The sequence below is a fragment of the Vibrio sp. R78045 genome (genome assembly GCF_042466085.1).
In the GTDB taxonomy this organism is placed as follows: Bacteria; Pseudomonadota; Gammaproteobacteria; order Enterobacterales; family Vibrionaceae; genus Vibrio; species Vibrio cyclitrophicus.
On sequence record NZ_JAXHBS010000012.1, the window covers coordinates 116,676 to 135,948 of the forward strand.

31 protein-coding genes are annotated in these 19,273 nt (G+C 40.8%); 14 read left to right on the plus strand and 17 right to left on the minus strand.

The features are described 5' to 3' along the window. Positions 1 to 4 precede the first annotated feature (4 nt). The 3 genes from SJY39_RS10265 to SJY39_RS10275 are packed head-to-tail and all read left to right on the plus strand — an operon-like array spanning position 5 to position 1,911. On the plus strand, positions 5 to 805 hold the full coding sequence (locus SJY39_RS10265; protein WP_229636334.1) for a hypothetical protein: 801 nt from the start codon (positions 5 to 7) through the stop codon (positions 803 to 805). 1 nt (position 806) lies between these two features. Continuing rightward, positions 807 to 1,346, plus strand: coding sequence for a hypothetical protein (locus SJY39_RS10270; protein ID WP_229636335.1), 540 nt, complete (start codon positions 807 to 809; stop codon positions 1,344 to 1,346). After that, positions 1,339 to 1,911: a DUF2859 domain-containing protein gene (locus SJY39_RS10275; protein ID WP_229636336.1), complete on the plus strand. Its 573-nt coding sequence runs from the start codon at positions 1,339 to 1,341 to the stop codon at positions 1,909 to 1,911. The genes SJY39_RS10270 and SJY39_RS10275 overlap by 8 nt, the downstream gene beginning before the upstream one ends. 503 nt (positions 1,912 to 2,414) lie before the next feature. On the opposite strand, the gene SJY39_RS10280 is transcribed toward SJY39_RS10275, so the two are convergent. Next, positions 2,415 to 2,864, minus strand: coding sequence for a hypothetical protein (locus tag SJY39_RS10280; RefSeq protein WP_229636337.1), 450 nt, complete (start codon positions 2,862 to 2,864; stop codon positions 2,415 to 2,417). A gap of 210 nt (positions 2,865 to 3,074) precedes the next feature. On the opposite strand from SJY39_RS10280, the gene SJY39_RS10285 reads away from it, so the two are divergent. The 7 genes from SJY39_RS10285 to SJY39_RS10315 all read left to right on the plus strand — a co-directional run bounded on the left by SJY39_RS10285 (position 3,075) and on the right by SJY39_RS10315 (position 6,420). Continuing rightward, positions 3,075 to 3,446 (plus strand): hypothetical protein, encoded by a 372-nt coding sequence (locus SJY39_RS10285; protein ID WP_229636338.1) that lies wholly within the window; start codon positions 3,075 to 3,077, stop codon positions 3,444 to 3,446. A gap of 34 nt (positions 3,447 to 3,480) precedes the next feature. Further along, the gene (locus SJY39_RS10290) at positions 3,481 to 3,798 is read left to right on the plus strand and encodes a hypothetical protein (protein WP_229636339.1); all 318 of its coding nucleotides are present in this window, start codon (positions 3,481 to 3,483) and stop codon (positions 3,796 to 3,798) included. Then, a complete protein-coding gene (locus SJY39_RS10295) occupies positions 3,788 to 4,291 on the plus strand; it encodes a hypothetical protein (RefSeq protein WP_229636340.1) in 504 nt (167 codons plus the stop codon). Before SJY39_RS10290 ends, SJY39_RS10295 begins: the two co-directional genes overlap by 11 nt. A gap of 66 nt (positions 4,292 to 4,357) precedes the next feature. Beyond that, positions 4,358 to 4,867: a hypothetical protein gene (locus SJY39_RS10300; RefSeq protein WP_229636341.1), complete on the plus strand. Its 510-nt coding sequence runs from the start codon at positions 4,358 to 4,360 to the stop codon at positions 4,865 to 4,867. Positions 4,868 to 5,021: 154 nt separating this feature from the next. Continuing rightward, a complete protein-coding gene (locus SJY39_RS10305; protein WP_390241927.1) occupies positions 5,022 to 5,459 on the plus strand; it encodes a hypothetical protein in 438 nt (145 codons plus the stop codon). 62 nt (positions 5,460 to 5,521) lie between these two features. Beyond that, the gene (locus SJY39_RS10310; protein WP_229636343.1) at positions 5,522 to 5,962 is read left to right on the plus strand and encodes an antitoxin Xre-like helix-turn-helix domain-containing protein; all 441 of its coding nucleotides are present in this window, start codon (positions 5,522 to 5,524) and stop codon (positions 5,960 to 5,962) included. Beyond that, positions 5,959 to 6,420, plus strand: a complete 462-nt coding sequence (locus SJY39_RS10315) for an RES family NAD+ phosphorylase (protein WP_267869867.1) — start codon at positions 5,959 to 5,961, stop codon at positions 6,418 to 6,420. Before SJY39_RS10310 ends, SJY39_RS10315 begins: the two co-directional genes overlap by 4 nt. Positions 6,421 to 6,497: 77 nt before the next feature. Here the strand turns inward: SJY39_RS10315 and SJY39_RS10320 are convergent, their stop codons facing one another. The 3 genes from SJY39_RS10320 to SJY39_RS10330 all read right to left on the minus strand — a co-directional run bounded on the left by SJY39_RS10320 (position 6,498) and on the right by SJY39_RS10330 (position 8,796). Then, positions 6,498 to 7,043: a hypothetical protein gene (locus SJY39_RS10320; RefSeq protein WP_390241928.1), complete on the minus strand. Its 546-nt coding sequence runs from the start codon at positions 7,041 to 7,043 to the stop codon at positions 6,498 to 6,500. A 40-nt stretch (positions 7,044 to 7,083) separates the two neighbouring features. Further along, positions 7,084 to 7,647 (minus strand): hypothetical protein, encoded by a 564-nt coding sequence (locus SJY39_RS10325; RefSeq protein WP_390241929.1) that lies wholly within the window; start codon positions 7,645 to 7,647, stop codon positions 7,084 to 7,086. Between the two features lie 288 nt (positions 7,648 to 7,935). Beyond that, positions 7,936 to 8,796, minus strand: coding sequence for a hypothetical protein (locus tag SJY39_RS10330; RefSeq protein WP_390241930.1), 861 nt, complete (start codon positions 8,794 to 8,796; stop codon positions 7,936 to 7,938). Between the two features lie 224 nt (positions 8,797 to 9,020). Between SJY39_RS10330 and SJY39_RS10335 the strand changes: the two genes are divergently transcribed. From SJY39_RS10335 to SJY39_RS10350, 4 genes are all read left to right on the plus strand, one after another. Then, positions 9,021 to 9,515, plus strand: coding sequence for a hypothetical protein (locus SJY39_RS10335; RefSeq protein WP_390241931.1), 495 nt, complete (start codon positions 9,021 to 9,023; stop codon positions 9,513 to 9,515). A 252-nt stretch (positions 9,516 to 9,767) separates the two neighbouring features. Then, entirely contained in the window at positions 9,768 to 10,298 is a 531-nt protein-coding gene (gene radC, locus SJY39_RS10340) for a DNA repair protein RadC (protein WP_390241932.1), read from the plus strand. 92 nt (positions 10,299 to 10,390) lie between these two features. Further along, on the plus strand, positions 10,391 to 10,774 hold the full coding sequence (locus SJY39_RS10345) for a hypothetical protein (protein WP_229636349.1): 384 nt from the start codon (positions 10,391 to 10,393) through the stop codon (positions 10,772 to 10,774). Positions 10,775 to 10,838: 64 nt separating this feature from the next. Then, positions 10,839 to 12,500, plus strand: coding sequence for a DUF6884 domain-containing protein (locus SJY39_RS10350; RefSeq protein WP_229636350.1), 1,662 nt, complete (start codon positions 10,839 to 10,841; stop codon positions 12,498 to 12,500). A gap of 256 nt (positions 12,501 to 12,756) precedes the next feature. Here SJY39_RS10350 and SJY39_RS10355 read toward each other — a convergent pair whose 3' ends face one another. From SJY39_RS10355 to SJY39_RS10415, 13 genes are all read right to left on the minus strand, one after another. Next, positions 12,757 to 13,038: a hypothetical protein gene (locus SJY39_RS10355; protein WP_229636351.1), complete on the minus strand. Its 282-nt coding sequence runs from the start codon at positions 13,036 to 13,038 to the stop codon at positions 12,757 to 12,759. Positions 13,039 to 13,045: 7 nt separating this feature from the next. After that, positions 13,046 to 13,228 carry a hypothetical protein gene (locus SJY39_RS10360; protein ID WP_229636352.1) on the minus strand — a complete coding sequence of 61 codons (183 nt, stop codon included), beginning with the start codon at positions 13,226 to 13,228 and terminating at the stop codon, positions 13,046 to 13,048. Positions 13,229 to 13,240: 12 nt separating this feature from the next. Further along, the gene (locus tag SJY39_RS10365; protein WP_229636353.1) at positions 13,241 to 13,609 is read right to left on the minus strand and encodes a hypothetical protein; all 369 of its coding nucleotides are present in this window, start codon (positions 13,607 to 13,609) and stop codon (positions 13,241 to 13,243) included. Positions 13,610 to 14,029: 420 nt separating this feature from the next. Next, complete coding sequence (locus SJY39_RS10370) at positions 14,030 to 14,260, minus strand: hypothetical protein (RefSeq protein WP_229636354.1); 231 nt, start codon at positions 14,258 to 14,260, stop codon at positions 14,030 to 14,032. Between the two features lie 12 nt (positions 14,261 to 14,272). Further along, positions 14,273 to 14,554, minus strand: a complete 282-nt coding sequence (locus SJY39_RS10375) for a hypothetical protein (RefSeq protein WP_229636355.1) — start codon at positions 14,552 to 14,554, stop codon at positions 14,273 to 14,275. 11 nt (positions 14,555 to 14,565) lie between these two features. Next, positions 14,566 to 14,826 (minus strand): hypothetical protein, encoded by a 261-nt coding sequence (locus SJY39_RS10380; RefSeq protein WP_229636356.1) that lies wholly within the window; start codon positions 14,824 to 14,826, stop codon positions 14,566 to 14,568. A gap of 9 nt (positions 14,827 to 14,835) precedes the next feature. Then, positions 14,836 to 15,204, minus strand: coding sequence for a type II toxin-antitoxin system HigA family antitoxin (locus tag SJY39_RS10385; RefSeq protein WP_229636357.1), 369 nt, complete (start codon positions 15,202 to 15,204; stop codon positions 14,836 to 14,838). A gap of 11 nt (positions 15,205 to 15,215) precedes the next feature. Beyond that, positions 15,216 to 15,515: a type II toxin-antitoxin system HigB family toxin gene (locus tag SJY39_RS10390; RefSeq protein WP_229636358.1), complete on the minus strand. Its 300-nt coding sequence runs from the start codon at positions 15,513 to 15,515 to the stop codon at positions 15,216 to 15,218. A 369-nt stretch (positions 15,516 to 15,884) separates the two neighbouring features. Then, positions 15,885 to 16,238: a hypothetical protein gene (locus SJY39_RS10395; RefSeq protein ID WP_229636359.1), complete on the minus strand. Its 354-nt coding sequence runs from the start codon at positions 16,236 to 16,238 to the stop codon at positions 15,885 to 15,887. A gap of 1 nt (position 16,239) precedes the next feature. Further along, a complete protein-coding gene (locus SJY39_RS10400) occupies positions 16,240 to 16,776 on the minus strand; it encodes a hypothetical protein (RefSeq protein ID WP_229636360.1) in 537 nt (178 codons plus the stop codon). After that, on the minus strand, positions 16,776 to 17,285 hold the full coding sequence (locus SJY39_RS10405) for a hypothetical protein (protein ID WP_133149475.1): 510 nt from the start codon (positions 17,283 to 17,285) through the stop codon (positions 16,776 to 16,778). The genes SJY39_RS10400 and SJY39_RS10405 overlap by 1 nt, the downstream gene beginning before the upstream one ends. 877 nt (positions 17,286 to 18,162) lie before the next feature. After that, a complete protein-coding gene (locus SJY39_RS10410; RefSeq protein WP_102444031.1) occupies positions 18,163 to 18,729 on the minus strand; it encodes an acyl-homoserine-lactone synthase in 567 nt (188 codons plus the stop codon). A 95-nt stretch (positions 18,730 to 18,824) separates the two neighbouring features. Further along, the gene (locus SJY39_RS10415) at positions 18,825 to 19,217 is read right to left on the minus strand and encodes a DUF4902 domain-containing protein (RefSeq protein ID WP_390241933.1); all 393 of its coding nucleotides are present in this window, start codon (positions 19,215 to 19,217) and stop codon (positions 18,825 to 18,827) included. Positions 19,218 to 19,273: the final 56 nt, after the last annotated feature.

The following is a 19,273-nucleotide window of genomic DNA, read 5'->3' on the forward strand; positions in this document are numbered from 1 at the left end:
ATTTATGAAAGGTCCTCTCTTTATTACAGGAAGTGCATTAGCGGCGTTACTTATTAGTTCTAATGCCTACTCGTCGACAATGAACGTACCGGTACTTACTACAAACCCAAAAGCAGCGACCGTAGATAATGAAGCTGCAAAGTTGGCCGAGGATGAATGGCAACGTAAGTCTTGGGATTTAACAAAGGAAGAGTGGGAACGGTATAAGTTAATAATTCGCACAACTAACCCTACTAGCCGTTTTTTAAACCTAGAAACGGTCGACCCATACCGAGTTCTATTTGATTACGCTGAAACTGACTTAGAGAAAGTGGAGTTATCCCGAAAAGCTATGCTCTATATCCGAAAACAGCATTTAAAAGAAGCTGAGTGGTTTGACTTAAATACCGCTGTTGGCAACGAACTATTCGGTGAACTTAAGGACAGCCCTTCAGCCCCAATTCGCTTTAATCAAATTGGCAATGTCGCTCTCGAGCCTATGGCAAAAAACAAAATGAGTAGAACCTTGTTTTTTTATAAAGTTGAAGGCTGTGATGCCCAGTGTGCCGAGAATGTTATTGATAGCGTTGCGAACGCCAAAGAGGAGCAGCAAATTGAAGTATTTTTGTCTAAAGATGGTGGAAAAGTAACAGAGAAAGATGTAACTGACTTTACCAATAAGTATGGAGTTACCAAGGATCAGGTTAAGTCAGATACCTATAATTTCCACATTGATAATGGTGAGGCTAAAGGCATGGGAGTCACTCATTACCCGACAATGGTTATCATGGGCTATACAGGCGCAATTTTCGCGACACGGTTATGATATGGATAGACGACTTTTCATAAAAAGCATGTCTGTTGCAGCTGGTGGTCTATTAATACCACCAGCAATAGCCAAGCCCCCTAAAGGTAAAGCGGTTGCTCCTGCTTATTTGTTTGCAGCACAGAAACATGATATTCCGCCCGAGCTCCTTTTTACCCTTGCCCATAAAGAAAGTGAACTCGGTTCTATCGAGATGCCTCACCCTTTTGCAATGAACTTTCGTGGCAGCTCCTTTTACTTTGACTCCCGCGCAGAACTGTACACCAACGTTAAGTACCTTTTGGATAATGGTCATCGTTCGTTTGACCTGGGCCCAATCCAAGTTAACTGGAAGTGGCATGGAGAAAAATTTGAAGATTTATGGGAGGCTACCCATCCAGCAAGGAGTTTAAATGTCGGAGCTGCTTACTATAGAGAGCAGTATGACAAATGTGGTGACTGGTTCACTGCTGCTGGGCTGTATCACTCCTTCACCCCTGAAAAGGCTGAAAACTACAGGAATGGCTTTATTCAGATTTATAAGAGGTTAGGTTATGCGTAATAAGCACGTATGGCTCCTATTCGTATATATGATGTCCATAACACCAGCGCACTCACAAGAGCTCATTGTTTTGCGAGATAAAGGTGGCAAGCCGTTAAGTGATTTTATTGCTCCTGATATTTTGGATCAAATCTCGGTACAAAAGCGAATTGAGAACATACAGAAGATCGAACATGCAGCTGCTATTGCTAAAGAAGAACAGGAAGACCCAAAAATGGTTGAGAAGAAAGTTCTTGGGTCGATGTTTCCGATTGTTAGTTACACGCTTAATCCAATAGCCCTTCAAGTTGATATAGAGCGGAAAAATTCGAGCGTTATAAATCCACTAGCAGTGATTGGTGACGATGATTTCTCGAAAGAGTGGGTAGAATCTAATGCCGATTACTTCATCTCCACAAACACTACTCTAGCAATAGTTGAAGCTAGTAGCCCTGATAGCATCCGCTACTATAAATCCAGATACCCGACGCTCACTTTATCAGTGAGGGTTGGTGACAGTTTAAATCGTGATTACGGGGTTCCTGGCTACCCCGTACTTGTTACCAATCAGGGTATTTATCAGTAACGCATTCGTAATGACCATTTAAACTCCTGCCCAATTTTGGGTACAAAAAAATAGGGCATTGAGCCCTATTTCGTTTTTTAGCTGGTGGAGTCATTCAAAGAACTTAACCTACTGCAACCAAGCCTGTGGAAGTATCGACCACATCATGAATAAACTAGCTGTAGCTACTGGCAAGAGCATGTTTACTGGCTCACCCTTGTGTCTAAGCGCCCTTTTAAAATCACAAGCAAACATCGGTATCGTTTTTCTGAGTAGAATCATCACAAGGCTTATCATAAATGCCCCTGCCCCTCTCTCCCACCCGCCACTCTCTGGACTTAATAGTAATACAAGACCTAGGCTAGCTGTTGGTATAATGACAAAACAACAACCAAGGGTAATTCTGTACAGTGCAGCCACTCGTCGAGAGGAATTAAACTTACATAACATATTAATCATCGCTTTCTCCATACGCTTGGTCACTTGAACGGTCCATGATGGCCGCTCAACGGTAACCCATTATTTTACTGTTTAGAAAACCGAGTTTTGCAGTTACCAAATTCAAATGACTCAGTGGATTGATCGTTAAGCTGATAGCTCACATGCGCACTCGTTAGGTCTTTGGATACATCAATCTTGAAGGTTTGTTTAGGCCCGTTCGGTTGATATGTCTCAAACTCACCCACAAAGGAATATTCACTTTTCTCATCAAGCTGAAGAACTCTTGTGATAGGTGGTTTCTTATCGTGGTACGTGTATTCAATCCCTTCACTGAAGATAGTAAAACTTAAAAGTCGGTTAGACATTGCTGAAACCCCCATACTCCTATCCCCAGATTCAGATAGACAGTTCACAGAAAAAAAGTTAAACGGCGTGTGATCTGCTTCGGGAGCTGCAAAAGCTTTCAGTGCAAATGAGGCTGAAATAATGGCGGCTGTACGCAGTAGAGCTACGGCTATTTGTTTAATGTGCATGAGATATTCCTTATAACAATCGAGAACAGACCACCAGCAATAAAATGTACGATTACAGTTCTTTACTAGTAATTAAGCTCAATAAAATGGGGTAATACCCCAATTATACAGCTAGAAATTGAAGAAGTCACTATTTGTGCGGCGTTGAGAGCATATGTCAATAAGGTCTTGTAAAATACTTGACACGAACTAAAGCTGCGGGGATTCAAAGTGGAAAGTACTAAGTACATTGGTGAGAAGAGTGCGCATCGAACAGAACAACCAAGTTTGAGTATTGGCTGCTATGAGGACATTTGGGCTGAAAGCCTTATTCAATCTATTCGCCATTGGTTTGAAATGGTTGATGTTGCAGAAAAGCCTTGGGCCTTAGAGCTTATAGGTCACCTTGAAACGGAACCTCATTCCTCTGATAGCCTCTTCGCGCTCGCAGAGTGCATTAAAAAGATCATCCTTAGCGGTGCACTAACCCCTGAGAAAGTATCCACAGCCGAAGCCTTCGAGGGGCTTATAGAGTGTGAGCTATCCAAACTAAGGGCTAAAGATAATCCCCCTTCAAATATCCAACATAAACACGCTGGCTAACACTTACTTTTACAACAAGCATAAAGGTGCTCAGATGACAGATTTTACAGTTGAAGTACTTAAAGAAGGCGACCTAACCTTGGAGCAATATCTTTCAAAGGAGATAGGTTGGCCTAGCAATGCAACATGCGCGACCCAAGAAAGTGATGGTTTAGTCGTTTATTGGAATGAGACCGTAGATATAGTGATTAAGGCAAGAAAAGAGGCAAGCGTGGTGTCTGGATTAATTCCAATCCTGGGTAACTCAAAAATTGCTCATATCACATACAAAATTAAAGAGGGCAATATTTACCTCTGTAGTGATTGGCTAGTGTCTGTGTTTGTACCGAAGGTAGTTAGTGATGAACTATAACGACGAATCAGCTCGCCTACGCAAGCTTATGTCCATTCCATGGGCTCCTTTAAAGATCAGTTTATTTTTGGTTGCAGTGTATTTCTTCGGGTCGACGATCGAATCAGTATCATTCATGTCATCTGCCCTCACAGTGGCCAGCTCTTATGGCTCTTGGCGATTTTATAGCTATCAAACATATTTTTCGTTAACCGTTCGACGTAGGAAACTCATACAGCTATCAAAGAAAAAGGAATTCTCACCTCTGTCACAACAGGTGTTTGTGGAACCTAATAGAGAGTTAAGCAATGAAGAGAAAATTCTCTTTTACACAAACCTAAGAGATTGCCAACAAGCATTGGATTATATCGAAGCTTTGAAACTCACACACTGGGTAGCCTTTAATGCAGAGCTGATAGCTGATCAACTATACCGCCCTATCAACACAAGGCGAGCCGCTGGCCTAGATGTCAATAATGATGGAACGCCTAACCTTCTCATTAATGGGGATTAGCCCCTACTCCTTATTAACCGCGCTGGTGGACATATAAGGCAATAAACTATTTAGAAAGGAATAATCATGAAACTTAAATTACTGGCTTTATCGCTCTTCGCTCCAATTGCAGTTAATGCTGCAGTGTTAAAACCGGCACCCACTCTTGCAAAGATTGAAGTGAGGTTTGATCAAAGCCTAGAGAAATATAGTATGGGTCTATCGCGAGTGCATGAGACAAAGCTACTTAATGTAAACACTCAGACATTGTTAGTTGGTTGGAACCATACAATCGATGAACAGGAAGTTCTCCCAATTCATAAAGACGTATCATCTGGTATTCAAATATACATGCAGCCTGTTCAAGGCCAACCAACCAACTTTGCGGTAAAGGTTACCTACAACACAGAGCTTGTTGTAAACGAAAAAAATGTGGTTGTGGCGTCTATGAGCCTTCCGGTTCATGAGTTCACGCAGAGCAAAATCACTGCGGAAGGAACTGTTAGCCTCAAGCAGGGAGAGCCGCCTGCTTGCATAACCGTTGATGGTATAGATCAACCTAACTCGCCATTTGAAGCTTGCTTCAGTGCTGGTTAATTCTTTCAATCAACCTTCGCTGGTGGAGTGACGCCTAGCCACCAGCGCTTCATATTCACCATTCCCGCATTTTTAGTCGTTCAATTTAAAAAATATACGGTGTTATACACATTTCTGTGCATAAACATTAAATAACAATTCAAGGCTCAATGATATGGCATCTAAGTGGACCCAGAAAACCCCCTTCTTTAACCCTAACAATACTCAATTTAAGAAGGTGCTAAGGATAATCTTGTCGGACCCTGACGGCATCTTCTTGGTGGTTTGGCTGCATTTGTATAAGGTCGACAACCGATTGGTAGCGATAGAGTCCAAAACCAATTACACCATCATTAAAGGAACTCCGGTTCCAGCCTGGGAGAGAGATAGCTACACCAAGCAAGAACTGAAAGATATCGAAATGGATTTTAGGCTTCTTGATCCTGAGCTTGATATCATCACAAACCAACCTGTGCACCTCAGTTGCTATTCCGACGCCGAGCAATACTTTAGCGACTGGGAACACGAATACTGCCAATGTGATGGCGGTTATACGACTTATTCCTCTAGATGTGTCCTTAGAACCATGCTTAAAATTTCCCACCCCCTTTAAACTTGCAGCTAAACATCAATTGATACATACTAAGTGTATCAATTGATATAGGAGTGATTGATATGGAGTTGCAAGCATTCAAACCAGTAAAACAACCTGCCAGCTTCTGGCAGCGAGTGGGCATCCCTGCTAGAGGGGTTACCCTTTATGAGATAGTCAACAAAGGCCTAGACTATGATGTTTTTGAAAAACTAGCTAAACATTCAAAAGTTGATAAGAAAGAACTGGCTACCGCTGTAACGATTCCTCGCGCAACATTAAACCGCCGATCTAAAACAGGCCGCTTCAACAAAGATGAAAGTGATCGCCTGTATCGATACGCGGAAATCTTCAGTAAAACAGTGGATTTGTTTGAAGGAGATGTTATTGCAGCATGTGAATGGATGAAATCTCCCGTAGTAGGGCTCGGTAACCGACGACCAATCGATATGGTTTCTACAACTGCAGAATCCGAAGGGGTTCTAAACCTGATAGGTCGACTGGAGCACGGAGTCTTCTCTTGATTACCATATACAGAATCGTTAAGGAGAAAAGAGCTGATACCGCTATGGATGGAAACGGAGCTCGTTTATACGGTGGAAGGTGGAATTCAATAGGCCGCCCCGCCGTATACGTCGCAGGGTCTGAATCGCTTGCCATTCTTGAGATTCTTGTGCACCTCAAGAATACTAAGGTATTAGACAGCTATGTTTTGTTCACTCTTGAACTCGATGAAGAAGATGCGCTTCTACTTAATAATGAAGACTTACCTAGTAACTGGAAAGAAGAACCAGCCCCTTTAGAAACTGCAGAGATTGGGGATCAATGGCTCTCAAGCAACAATAGCTTAGCTCTAGCTGTCCCATCAGTCGTTGTTCCTCGCGAGCTTAACTACATTCTAAATATTAACCACCCAAATTTTGACAAACTTATCAAGACAATGAAGAGACACGAGATATCTATTGATACTCGGTTAGTCTAATCCTGATTTGATAACTCCTAACTCAGTCTTTATGATCAAAAAAACGAGCCTATTGGCTCGTTTTTTAGTTTATTAAATCAGCTTCTATTAAAGAGAACTGAAAGTTTATCTGAACACTCAAAGACCGACACTAAGTTGTCGTCATTCTTTGGGTTTGTTCCATTAGCTATTGCAGCACTATGATCAGATAAGATTTGGAATAGCGCCTTTACATCGCTCCCATCTGTTTCACTTAACTTCTTTAAATAGTAAATGTTGTTTTGTTGCTGACTCGCGTATTCAACCAAAAGGCTCGCATTACCAATCACAACAGCAAAAGGGTCAATAGAAGACTCAACAAGCTTTTGAGCACACTTGCTTTCGTCGGTGCCATAGTGATTGTTTATGATGCCTACCAAAGCCGCAACGTTTGCTGCTTTTGATATTAGAGGCTTTTTACCGGCTTCCAGCAACTCTGCGCTATTGCTCATCCAGTCAGCACCTGCTTTAGCATCAAGAATGTGTATCTCAGTTAAGACCTCTTTCTCTTTGTTCGCTTTAGCATATTCATACCAACCAACCCCCGATGTCACAATGAGTACAATCGCGATAATTGGTCCAAAGAATTTAATTTTGTCGCTCATGAATAGATCCTTATTCTAATAATTATGTTTGTGGTTACCGCTACTCTGAATGCAGCTGGCACCATAGTTGACGTTGGTGAGTTACTTTTTCTTCTAGCTTTTCACACGTTAGGTTCAAAATACCAAATTGCGACTCCCCGCGATTAAAGCCATAGCGGCCAACCGTAAGAACGCCCTCACAACAAAGCTTGTTGATAGAACAAACTTGGCTATAGATAGTTTTAAGATCATCGAGAAAGATAACCTTTTTGTCGCGAACCAAAAATGCGGCTTCGTCATCCTGCAAAAGGATTTCAAGCTCATCAATACTTCCACGCCATTGGCAAGTTTGCTTTAGTTTCTCTGCGCACGAATACGCACCGATAACCTTTTGCAAAACACGCTCTTGAAGTACTGAAAATTCCTTAAGCAAAGCGTAAATGTAATGCTCCGCGTAAGTTATATCTGGCATTCCTGATGGGTTACCAAGTACTGTCTTTCCACTTTCATCCATGTATGTGAGGTTCATGCTTTTTTTGCATTCGCCTTTAAAATTACGGTGAGTATGGGTATAAATCAGTTGAGTTCTTTGTTCATTTTTTTCAAAAATCTTTGAGTTGGACATAGTGTTTTCCTTTTGGGTAAGAGCAAATAAATACTGCGTATAAATGAAGGCCACCAGCTGGTGGTTCGGAAATGAGTGGCGTACATCATAGATGCTGATACTTAACGCCAAGTATCAATCACTTAGAAATGATATCATATTAATATGCATATACACATTGTTGCTTCAACCACACAATGCATAACAATCAGAAAACTCACCACCCTAAAACATAAACAATCAAGGTTGATGATTTTTTATGCGTAAAGGTCTAAAAATAACCGGTGATATACAACAAGAGCTGAATATTTAATCACAAGCTGGTAGTTCAGTGCGCACTTCATCTACTTGTAAACGACGAATAGTAACTCGAACCAACGGCCTGTATTTACGTCTATGAAAGAAAACAAACTTGAGCACGGTCCATCGAAACAGCGCCCTTGGCCCCGCATAGATTCGAGACTGATCCATATACCAACCAGGTACACCCCTAATCTCATCACTAATAATTTTAAGGCACCGCTTAGATATCAGGTCGCTTTCTATAATCAGAGTATTAGAATCGTTATCGCGCTCTGAGGATTCAATGCCGGTGTAAATCATCCTTACTAGATACTCAGGTAAGCTCTTAGGAGTTAATTGGTTGAGCCCCGAACCGTTAGAAAGATCCATATTGATGCTCATTGGTATATGTAAGCCCAACTCCGCCTTACGTACATTCTTAATGATCATGACATCTCCCTTTAACTCATGGTCATCCATTGTCGACATAATGACCTTCGACACAATCAGCCAAAACACAAGAAGGCCCATGTAAGGTGTCAGAGAAGCGATCAGAAAAATGTTCACCCCAGTACACATGGTCACCACTAAAGCGAACGCTAGTGAACCCCCGACTCTGCTGAAGAAGCTTTTTTGTAAATAGAGGTTGATTTCGAACCGTGCTATGAGGTGGGCGTACGTTACATACGAGATAATTAACGATACACCAACAAACAGTATCCCTCTAAAGACACCAAGTGCTGCATCTAGGAAGCCATTGGAAAACACCATAAAAGCTACATCTACGAGCAAAAGCAGAAAAAAAGCGTACCACGGCCAACTGAGGTACTCAGATAGCTGCTCTCTAATAGGTACACTATAAACACTCTCATCCTCAATCATATACACCTAAACTCCTTATCATTTACCAGACCAATAGATTAACAGCAAAATGCCTCGTATTTCAGTTCACCATTTTACCCAGTACTACTTGTAAGCAAGACCGATATCATAAATAATCGCTGTGAATTAGGTTATAGATGCATTAATACCTACCCCCTAGCGGTCGCATCCCTCTTACACTCGCCTTGCTGGCAACTTCTTTATCAAATTCATCCCCAAAGGAACTTACTATGTCTGATACCCATAAAACCTCTAACATGCTGGTGGCTTGTCATAATGACAAAGGTGAACCGGATATGTTTTATTGCACCCTTAACTCTTCCGACAAAGGTCTAACAAATCAAACCCTACACGAACTAGCTATCGAGAAAGCCAAACAAAATGGTTTCCTCGGCCCATTCATCATTTATGGTCCAAAAGACCAAACCAACATTGCCAAACATGTAGAGCGCCTAGAATGCCCTATTCCCTTCTCACTGGAAGATAAATCAACTGAAGACCAACCCACCTCGATAACTGGTAACCTAGTTTTTGGCTGGGATGGTTTATCAATGAAACTAAATGGTTTTAGTGACTACCATTCAGATGATGATTTGGGGATCATAGGATTCCTTGAGCATTACAATGGCTCAGCTTATCTAAGAGCTTATGCGAATATCACTATAGATGAGCCAACACATAACATCTTGCTTGACGACGCTAGGAACGAAGTAAGAACAAACTAGCGTGACATTGTCACTTAACGACTGCGAGATGTAGAAGGTTACCACTTGACCAACCTTAGCGCTGGTCAATGATCAGGAACACTAGCCTTATGGCCATTCAATTGCTAATATTCAAATGCTTATTTGGTACATTGACGCTCTAAGTACCAAACACCTTTCTGGTGGCGTCCCTTACCTCCCCGCTACTCGTAGCACTTATGCCCTTACGCATGAACCTATGGCTTTACTGCCACAACCCCAAAAGGAAATACCATGTCTACTAAACTATACGTAAGAATCGAAGATCCAAAGTTAATTGGCGGCTTTACTATGCGTGAAGCAACTATTGATGATTACGCCTCTTCAATATCAACTGAAGATAAACTACAACTAGGTCATACCGCGTTGTCAGAAACCTTTAACAAGGGCGACGCAATCACTTCTCCAAATGAAATGAAACTCTACCTAGCTAATAAAATAGCGAAACTAGAGCGTGAAGAGTTTGGAGTGATATTCGGTGATAACCAACATCGAATCATCGCAGAAGAAGTTCTTTTTACCGGTACAGTAAATGCCTGCAACATTCACCCAAGGGAGATTATTAAACGTTCCCTAGAACTCAATGCTGCTTGTATTTGGGTGTACCACAATCATCCATCAGGTGATGCAACCCCATCTCAGGCCGATCGTCGAATAACAAGACAGTTAATTGATGCCCTTTCTTTAATGGAGATTCGCATACTCGATCACATGGTTGTCGGCGGGAACGAAGTAGTTAGCTTTGCAGAACGCGGCTGGATTTAACCTCTCAGCTTCATAAAACAAACAGATACACCCTCAACTATTCACCACCAGCATTTGCTGGTGGTGAATTAGCACCCCAAAAGGAAAATACCATGAAATATCTTAGTGATTACACAAACGACGCAATGTCCACGCTGTTTGAGAAAACAGGTACCTTCTTTGCGTTTAGCCAAGAGCAATTCCAAGAGCAAGCCAAAGAAAAAGCAAAATATGTTAGTTGTGGTAACGGTATGTACTGTCAATCAGAACACATAGAAACGCTTAAAACCGAGTATCCAACCATTATTAAAAATGCAAGAGAACTCGACCTGAAAGAAAACGGTGAAAGTGCCATTATTCGCCGCGAACTATTCAATCATGAGTGCTTCTACACGAATGATATAGAAGAGGTCGTAGAACGCTTGGAGCCATATGGCATAAGCGAAGAAAGCATCCTCAATAAGTTCAAAGAAATACGAAGTAAAGAAGACGTATAACGCTTAACCGTTAAAGCCATACCTTGTTGGTATGGCTTTCTTCACCACCCAAAAGGAATACACTATGAAACCATTACTGATTATTGGTTGTAGCAAACCAAAACTACCTGGTACCCATAACGCTTACGACCTATACACTGGTAATATCTATCAGATGATCAATAAGCAGGTACCCAATGTTCATGATCATTTTGAAGTTGTAATATTCAGTGCATTGCATGGCTTGATAAAACATGACGAACTGATTGAAAGCTACGATGTAGAAATGCATGATCAGAACAACCATGAAGCAACAACAAACTTCTTTAACCAACACTTCAAACCATCACGTCGACTGTTAAATAGCTATAAAAACAAAGAACGCGATTGCTATGTCATACTTACAAACCGTTATTTGAATATGTTTGAACTAATGTTTAAAGAAGATCAAATGCACAAATCATTCAATAGCTGTTACATAAGTCGTGGCCATAAAGGTATCGGAGAACTTAGAGGTCGCTTAAGCAAGGTATTAAGCTTTGTCAAAAATGGCATTCAACCTAAGCCTCCCATTACATTTAGGAGTGGTGTATCAAATAGTGCTGAACTTGGGTACATCGCAGCTGGTTGCAGTATCGGTGGTTCCTTAGCTCATACCAATACCGAGAAAAAATCATTCTTTTACAACGAACTGATTCAGACGACTAATCACTCAGCTTGCTTTATGGATAATGGTCTAGTCACCAAAGCCAGAGCGGGTGAAGACATCGATACTGACTGGGTTTTTAGTGAATATGCAAAAACAATCAAATACCTCCCACTTCGCATGAGTCGAAACCTTTTTACCGTTGTTCCTGATGACATAAAATGTAACGACAATGCGGTCAACATTGTACGCAAACACAAAACAGACATTCTGAAACTAACAAATCTGACTGAAGTTATATTGCCCATTCATAAATCTAACGACATCGAGTCTCACGCTCTAAGAATGATGCACGAGCTTGATTACCCTTCAAACATTAGACTAGGCATCCCATGCTTAGAAAAAGATGACTTAAACTTAGTTTTACCCCTCACCGATATCGACCGCCTACTGTCGATTAAAAACCCAAAGCGACCGAAGGAGAAGTTATTCAAAAAGGTCCACTTTTTTGGCATGAGTGATGCCTCATACCGCAACAAACTACACCCACGACTTTTGATCGCAAACCTTCATGGAATCGAAGGCAATAAGCTATCAATGGACGCATGTAGAACACCTAGTATCTTTGGTGCGAACCGAATTGGTTCAGAAACTGAAGAGGCCATAACTGAACAATATGAGTCACCACAAATCACCAAACTAGACTCGTTTATTAAGCATGACTATGACGTAGAATGCTTGGGAGATGAACCAATCGTTACACAAGAGTTGTTCGATATGATCAATGAAGATCAGGTGTTTGAGTTCCTAGACATTTACAATCGACTGATGAAAGGTCACCCAAGTCTTCAGATTGAAGTCAGAAAACAAGAAGGTATTGAGGAAGTCATCGCTTACGTATACCAAATAGTTTCCTGTCCCGACGTTAATAGAGTTTTGTTCGTTGAGTGTAAAAACCACTATTGGCGTAAATTCAGCCATTTATGCAGAAACTTTCAAACCCAATCTAGAGAATTAGTAAGATTTGAATCAATCAAAAAGGTATTTCAAAAGAACGAAACAGCGGTACCCGTCCAACTAGCACTTAAGTTGTCAGCATAAACGCAACTACCAACTAAGAGCTGGTGGAGTACCATCACCATCAATAAAAAAGCCGCCCTCGCTGAGGGACGGCTTTTTTATTTATCCAAACAATCTCGCTCTTCATGGATTGACGTGGTTTATCACCTGATTAACACACCCAAAGAAGATCCTATTAGTAGGCCGCAAATACATACCCAAATTAAGGTTTGTAAATCAACGATGTTTGCCACTTCATTCATTCGATCTTGTGCGTCCATTGACAGACTTTCCCCCATTAGCTGATTACTGGTAAAAGGCTAGTTTTTTTAAACCTTTCCATTTCCGATACTGGTACATGAAAATCTATCTCTGGAGGGTTATTTTTAGCACCGTTCATTTTGAACTGTACTAAGTGGTATAACGCTCGGTCATCAGCAGGAAAAACATGAAACTCACCTGTAGATGGTAGTTCGATGCTACAGCAAGCCACACCATCAAAAATCAAGATCATCGGGGTTTCAGGACTGTTCGGGATAAGGTCTATTTTGAACCCTGTAAAGTCATGTGTGTCCATCATTTTCCCTCTAGATCTCGTTGTATTCAGATTTGATTCGTTGAGCTATCTCTTTAAGCTCAAACTCGACTTCAAAGAGATAGTTATTATCACGACGATTAATCACTGGCGAACGCTCCACGTTGCGATTCAATATCTTTGCAGCTCTCAATATTAACCACGCTTCATAGTGTTTTTTAAACCAGTTTTTCATCGTGATTTTCCCCTAATAAGATTGATTGGTTGCGATTGATTTTACCGACAGCAACGAAGCTACGGACTTCAGTAAATTGATCTCATTATGTAGCGCATCACATTTGTCTAAAATAAAGTCGTAATCTTCATTCACTTTACTTATCAACTTCTGTAGCTGAACCATTTTTTTCAGCTTGGATTTAGCGACCTTCTGATCACCAATTTTGAACTCTATGGCAGCCTCAGCGCGACCTAACTGATAATAAAAATCAGTGGATTTCTCCTGGCTATGACTGATTTCTTCAGCCTCTTTGAGTTCAGCTAATTTAGCCTCTCGATCTTTAATGGCCTTTTCTGTTGCCGTAATCGCGGGGCTATAAGCATCAAATGATTTTGCCACGATTTTTCCCTCAACTTGCTAACCAAACACCAAAAACAAAACAAATCGCTCCAAAAAGTAGCCATTTCAACGAATTATTTAATCGCATCCTTTCCCCTATAAGATGGATTCGAAATAAGCTAAAGCGCTTTCTGCATAAGAATCACCATAACCCACTTCGGTCAATGCCGTCTTTTTCCGACTGCAATTCCTGGCATAACCAAAGCAAATCAATGCCTTTCTCAATGCCTTTCTTAATATCTGACATTTGTTTCTTTTCCCTCTGAGTTAGTTTGATAGTTTGCTAACAAGAAATTCGACCATTGGATCGAAATACACAAAGGCAAATATTTCCTCTTTATAGCTAAACGCAATAGCAATCAAAATGAACATTGCCATAACAGCAAATATATTCTTCGCGCTTTCCATTCTTTCCCTCGGTTAGTAAATTTCTTTGATTAACTGGATTCTGAACCAATCGGCAGATTCAAAGCCTGTCCATCCAGAACGCCAATGACGTCTTGCTTGCAATCTGTTAACACACAACAGTGGAACGCCCATTTTTAAACAAGAGGCGAGAAAGGTATCTCTGAACGTCCACCATTCGCAACAACCGTGATAGACGTTATCTAGTCGCTTTTCAACGTTCTGAGGATGCTCGTAGATGTCCATAATTTCCCCTCGTTATTCAAAAAATTGCACTTGATGCTCGCTAACTTCATCACCAAGCATCCATTGCCAACCATCTTCAAAGTCGTCCATATTTGCTTCGGGGGTGTCTGCATAAATTGCTTTAAAAACCCTCACGGTGACGTATGAACCGTCTTCGACTTCATCACGTTCGCAATGGAGTTGAAAGTCACCATTAACAAAATCAGAAAGTGCTTTTTCTGGCGTATCACCCTCGCCAAGATGTTTGATTGTTTCTTCAAAATGGGCACACGCGATGTAACCTTGTATTTGCATCTGATTCCCTCTTAACTATGAATTGAACGTTCAAGTAGGACTCGTTCTTGTTCTACTTTATCCATATCAATACCTAGAAATTTCGCCGCAAGAATTTCACCATTACGTTCTAAGTTGATAGGGTTTAACCAAGGTGTGTTGTTTATGCAGTTTCTGTGCTCACCAAATTGAACACCGTTCTTATTAAGGAACGTTAAAAACTCCATCAAGTCATTAACTTGCTCTCGTTTTTCAGCGAGTTTTTCGCACTCTACAAACTTTGTTTCGGCCATGTTTTTCCCTTACTTAACCAGTTGATATTCTTTCACAAGGCTATCCAATGGGATTCTAAGCCCATCGTGTAGCTTGCGAATCATTGAGATAGATAAACGTCTTTGACGGCTCAGAATCTCAGTAACACGGCTACGCTGACCAAGGAAAGGTACAAGGTCTTTATCTTCTAAGCCTTGCTGCTCCATACGGAACTTGATTGCTTCGATTGGATCTGGTGGTGCAATTGGATAATTAGCTTCTTCAAACGCCTCAATTAGAGTGGCAAGCACTTCTAACTCATCACCCTCTAGTGTGTTTGGTTCAGAATCCCAAAGCTGCTCGATTCGCGCTAAAGCAGCGCGGTTATCATCTGCTGTTTTGATTGGTTTAATATGCATATCTGCCTCTTCTAAACGGTTTTTGCATCAACTTTGTCATAGTCTGCATGTGTGCCAATAAAGCGAATATATACCATCGAAAATTTGTAATTAATCGCGGTGATCAGTCGATACTTATTGCCGTGAACGTTGAACACAACGCGATTATTGCCAACGAAAGACGCATTTCTGTACAGCGCCTTTATGTCTTGGGGCGTTTGCCAATTTGCGTGTTTGGCTTCGTCAAACCATGCCACTAGTGGCTGTTCAGAATCAGCGTAATTAGGCTGTTCCCAAAACTCTCGTAAAGTTGCTCTTGATAAAATTCGCATATATACCTCTGTCTACATTTCCCATTATGGGAAATACACAAAAAACAGTCAAGCGTTACTTTCCCAAAAAGGGAAAATAAATAAAATCATAAACCTAACAGAGTTATAAAGCCAGTTGCGCAGCTTGGCATAATTGAGTTTCTGAAATGTCGATGTACTCCAAACTCATACTCAGAATTACATATTTTATTTATTGGGATTTCGGGCACTTTAGGGGAAAAGGGGTATCAAACTTTGTTGTCACGCTTTTGTTTGGTGGTTATGTTGATAGAAGCTAAGTTTCGATCTTTATTGTCTTTCGACAACAGCCAAAAAAAAGCACCTGAATCAATCCAGGTGCCATTTTTGCGTTTTAGTATGGGGTTGTATCTATTTCGTCATGTAAACCTTGTAGATACGGCTAGCAGAGCATCCTTGAGCGTATCCGTCAGTTACCGTGATCGTGCAATGGCCATTTTGAATGTATGTATTGTAACCCAAACCAATAATGTGCCGATTTCCATTTACGTATGCGTATCTATAACCCGAAGGGAAATTGATACGACCAGACGTATTACCATTGTAAACATCTCTTCTTGTCCCGCCTGAAGAAGCCTTTGAAAAAGAGGCTGCTGAAGTTAAGTTACTTACTACTCCTGCAGAAGAGTCTCCTGCAACAGAATAGAATGACATACAACAGACAGCGGCTACTCCCCCTAGAACCTTAATAAACGATATCTTCATGTTATTTTTTCACCCCTACAATCGATCGGACATAACCAGTACCGCCGAACTTAATTGAAGAGCCTGGGTAGCAACTGCTACTCTCACATGCACCAGTTGACCAAGATTTCACAGTATTACAACCTTGCACATAAGTGTCAGTAATTATGATGTTACAATCAGGCACTGAAACAGTAGCTCTATCACTCGAACATTTATTTCCGCCACCATTATCACTACCTCCTCCCCAACCGCCACCCGAGGATGTTTCACACCAATGACGTGTAGTAGATGTTCCACTTTGAATATTGATAATTGTTGTTTGGCCTTTCCCTATATGGTGAGTTCTGCCGTTCACCGTGATCTGATTATATCCACTTGGAATATTCACACGACCAGTAGTTTTCCCTGTCCACAAGCGCTTTACCGTATCTGCGGGAGCGGCCTGAAAAGAATCACGCTGAGTCAAGTTACTAACAACGCTTTGAGTGGAATCACTAGCTTGAATATTGATAGAAGCAAGGCCTGCTACCAAAATGGCTAATATTTTCGTATTCATTATCTCTCTCCTGTCACAGAGTAAATGTTTCCTCGTGTACCAATATCCTCAGTACCGGACACTGAGCAGTGGCCATTACGACAAGTACGAGAAGTAAGATTTTGTTGAGTATTACAACCAACAACATACCGATCTGTTATTGTAATGATGCAAGCTGAGGCCTTAGCGGTTCTTCCTGACATTTGGCAACGGTTATCAGTCGGGGTACAGTCGGATGTATAATACTTACTCTCAGCACCCTGAACCGTTATTATTGTGTTTCCTTTACCCACCGTGTGCTCTACTCCATTCACGTAGAATGTTTTGTAACCAGACGGGAAATTCACGCGACCAGAGGTTTTGCCTTTGTAGATTCGAACTGCTGTACTAGCGGGAGCAGTACTGAATGAACTGTTTGAAGTTAAAGAGCTCACTACTGAGCTGGTGGAGTCTTGAGCTAACGTTGGTGCTGATAACAAAATACTTGCAACCATTCCCCCCAGCCCCAAAATAAATCCATATTTTCTCATTTCCAACAACCTTAGTTAGTCGATATATTAACCACCAAATTGTCATAAACATCGCTATTAAATACAACCAAGCACATAGTCATTTGATATTAATAGTTGCCTAACTATGATGCGCGTCCCATTAAAAATGGGCTCAATTTCATAAAAGAAGGAACAATTTAGTGACTACCGAGGGGGGTTGGTATAGAAGGTGTTTCGAGAAAGAGCAGGGGCGTTAACATTTTGAAGAGAACACCCTACAAAGAGCACACCTTGCCTTATGCCTATGCATGAAATTTTTTACTTTTCATATAATGCAATAGCATCCACGATAAAAATTTCACTTATAGTGCCATTGAAAAAAAATGGTTAGCTGATATTATTCATAACTCCTTTAGCACGAGCACCATTTTTAGTGTTCGAGCTGAGGTAGAGAAAATACGTTTAAGAAAGAGGCCAACTCATTGAGTTGGCTTTTTTGCATTATAAGAAGAGTCGATTTCAAAGAACGCTTAACTCACCATGGTAATTCGAGTAAAAAAAAAGCTACCGGATAACCGATAGCTAATTATGAAAAAGCCAAGACTTGGGAATTCTAACTCTCGGAACCCATTGGAATGATATAATGATGGTTAGAAAAAAATATCACAACAAGGGTATTTCCGTTCTACTACTGTCAACAAAATGGATAATTAAGAAACTCAGCCATCAATGGAGTTGATAGCATAAGATCCCCACTCACCCTCACTCTCTTATTGAAACCTGATTGATTTCACCGGAGTTAACTTTTACTAGCCAACTGAACGTTGTTATATTCATTGACGAGTGACGCTCGAAATACATATCTTGCTACGACTTATCACCGTATTTCTTAATCATAAACTCTACCCTCATCGCTCTATTCGATAGTAATCAAACAAGCTATTAAGGATTGACCACCAGCCTTAACTGGGGGTCCCAAACGCATTGAGGTAAAATTCTCTCTTCTCAACAACCGCTCTACGGCCAAAGGTGAAACACTTATTAGCTTTTGTGCACCATATGATTTGGCAACTTCCATCGTTTTCTTTAACAGTTCGACAGTAGACTCAGCGGAAAATTGGGTAATAGATTGAGGAACGCTGTTAAGATCGAAGCTTGTAAAACGTGAAAGCTCCCACACTTCTGAAGATTCAGGAGCTTTTAAGCCGTTTAATAATTCGGGGAAAACATCTTTCAGTAAGTAAGGCTTTGTTGTGGGTAATATCCGAGCGCAACCAACGATTTGATTATTCTCATCCTTTGCTAAGACGTAAATAGTATCCTCAGTATCAAATTGGTCCTTTTCCAGACACAAGTCAGTCGATCCGTAACCAGCAACCACTTCCCATTTGAGGTATTTGATAAATACATCATATCTGTAGCTGTATAGCTGGTTAATTTCCTTTTGGGGCAAATCACATGACATGCCAGTTACGTAGTGCATGCTATCTCATCTCATTAGAAATCTAGAAAAGTCAGTGACATAAGATAGCGTTGTATAGGATAAATCCTAGCTCGGGATTTTCACAGGTTGACAGTTTACTTGTAAGTGCCCTTAAGGCTTTCAGAGAGTAATGCGCTCCAATTATTCATGAACAAATGTGACTTAACGCACTGATAGACCTCCTGAGTATTCATATGACAGCCACTTTCATCACAAATTATAAAATTCACAAATGGGTCTCCTACAATAACGTAATCACCATTAACAAATGACCAGTCAAGCCCTATTGATAGTTTCGGTGATGTACTCGTAACCAACTCCAAATATCCACTTAACTCAGTGAGAGTATTGAGTTTGTTTTGTGTATAGTCTGCATTAAGTTGGGCATCTAAAACCTCAAAAACCATTACCTCAAGTTGGGTTAATGTTAAATGTATAACTCCGTCGCTCGTACGGTCAAATTGTTCAGCATTATTAATAGATAGCAAAATAAATCCTCTTTAAACGTATATAACTGGCTCCTCTACTTACTATGTGAATAGAG

Coding starts and splice junctions, on each gene's coding strand:
- SJY39_RS10265 (WP_229636334.1), top strand. CDS start 5: ATGAAAGGTCCTCTCTTTATTACAGGAAGTGCATTAGCGGCGTTACTT.
- SJY39_RS10270 (WP_229636335.1), top strand. CDS start 807: ATGGATAGACGACTTTTCATAAAAAGCATGTCTGTTGCAGCTGGTGGT.
- SJY39_RS10275 (WP_229636336.1), top strand. CDS start 1,339: ATGCGTAATAAGCACGTATGGCTCCTATTCGTATATATGATGTCCATA.
- SJY39_RS10280 (WP_229636337.1), bottom strand. CDS start 2,864: ATGCACATTAAACAAATAGCCGTAGCTCTACTGCGTACAGCCGCCATT.
- SJY39_RS10290 (WP_229636339.1), top strand. CDS start 3,481: ATGACAGATTTTACAGTTGAAGTACTTAAAGAAGGCGACCTAACCTTG.
- SJY39_RS10295 (WP_229636340.1), top strand. CDS start 3,788: ATGAACTATAACGACGAATCAGCTCGCCTACGCAAGCTTATGTCCATT.
- SJY39_RS10300 (WP_229636341.1), top strand. CDS start 4,358: ATGAAACTTAAATTACTGGCTTTATCGCTCTTCGCTCCAATTGCAGTT.
- SJY39_RS10305 (WP_390241927.1), top strand. CDS start 5,022: ATGGCATCTAAGTGGACCCAGAAAACCCCCTTCTTTAACCCTAACAAT.
- SJY39_RS10310 (WP_229636343.1), top strand. CDS start 5,522: ATGGAGTTGCAAGCATTCAAACCAGTAAAACAACCTGCCAGCTTCTGG.
- SJY39_RS10320 (WP_390241928.1), bottom strand. CDS start 7,043: ATGAGCGACAAAATTAAATTCTTTGGACCAATTATCGCGATTGTACTC.
- SJY39_RS10325 (WP_390241929.1), bottom strand. CDS start 7,647: ATGTCCAACTCAAAGATTTTTGAAAAAAATGAACAAAGAACTCAACTG.
- SJY39_RS10335 (WP_390241931.1), top strand. CDS start 9,021: ATGTCTGATACCCATAAAACCTCTAACATGCTGGTGGCTTGTCATAAT.
- radC (WP_390241932.1), top strand. CDS start 9,768: ATGTCTACTAAACTATACGTAAGAATCGAAGATCCAAAGTTAATTGGC.
- SJY39_RS10345 (WP_229636349.1), top strand. CDS start 10,391: ATGAAATATCTTAGTGATTACACAAACGACGCAATGTCCACGCTGTTT.
- SJY39_RS10350 (WP_229636350.1), top strand. CDS start 10,839: ATGAAACCATTACTGATTATTGGTTGTAGCAAACCAAAACTACCTGGT.
- SJY39_RS10355 (WP_229636351.1), bottom strand. CDS start 13,038: ATGATGGACACACATGACTTTACAGGGTTCAAAATAGACCTTATCCCG.
- SJY39_RS10360 (WP_229636352.1), bottom strand. CDS start 13,228: ATGAAAAACTGGTTTAAAAAACACTATGAAGCGTGGTTAATATTGAGA.
- SJY39_RS10370 (WP_229636354.1), bottom strand. CDS start 14,260: ATGGACATCTACGAGCATCCTCAGAACGTTGAAAAGCGACTAGATAAC.
- SJY39_RS10375 (WP_229636355.1), bottom strand. CDS start 14,554: ATGCAAATACAAGGTTACATCGCGTGTGCCCATTTTGAAGAAACAATC.
- SJY39_RS10380 (WP_229636356.1), bottom strand. CDS start 14,826: ATGGCCGAAACAAAGTTTGTAGAGTGCGAAAAACTCGCTGAAAAACGA.
- SJY39_RS10385 (WP_229636357.1), bottom strand. CDS start 15,204: ATGCATATTAAACCAATCAAAACAGCAGATGATAACCGCGCTGCTTTA.
- SJY39_RS10390 (WP_229636358.1), bottom strand. CDS start 15,515: ATGCGAATTTTATCAAGAGCAACTTTACGAGAGTTTTGGGAACAGCCT.
- SJY39_RS10395 (WP_229636359.1), bottom strand. CDS start 16,238: ATGAAGATATCGTTTATTAAGGTTCTAGGGGGAGTAGCCGCTGTCTGT.
- SJY39_RS10400 (WP_229636360.1), bottom strand. CDS start 16,776: ATGAATACGAAAATATTAGCCATTTTGGTAGCAGGCCTTGCTTCTATC.
- SJY39_RS10405 (WP_133149475.1), bottom strand. CDS start 17,285: ATGAGAAAATATGGATTTATTTTGGGGCTGGGGGGAATGGTTGCAAGT.
- SJY39_RS10410 (WP_102444031.1), bottom strand. CDS start 18,729: ATGCACTACGTAACTGGCATGTCATGTGATTTGCCCCAAAAGGAAATT.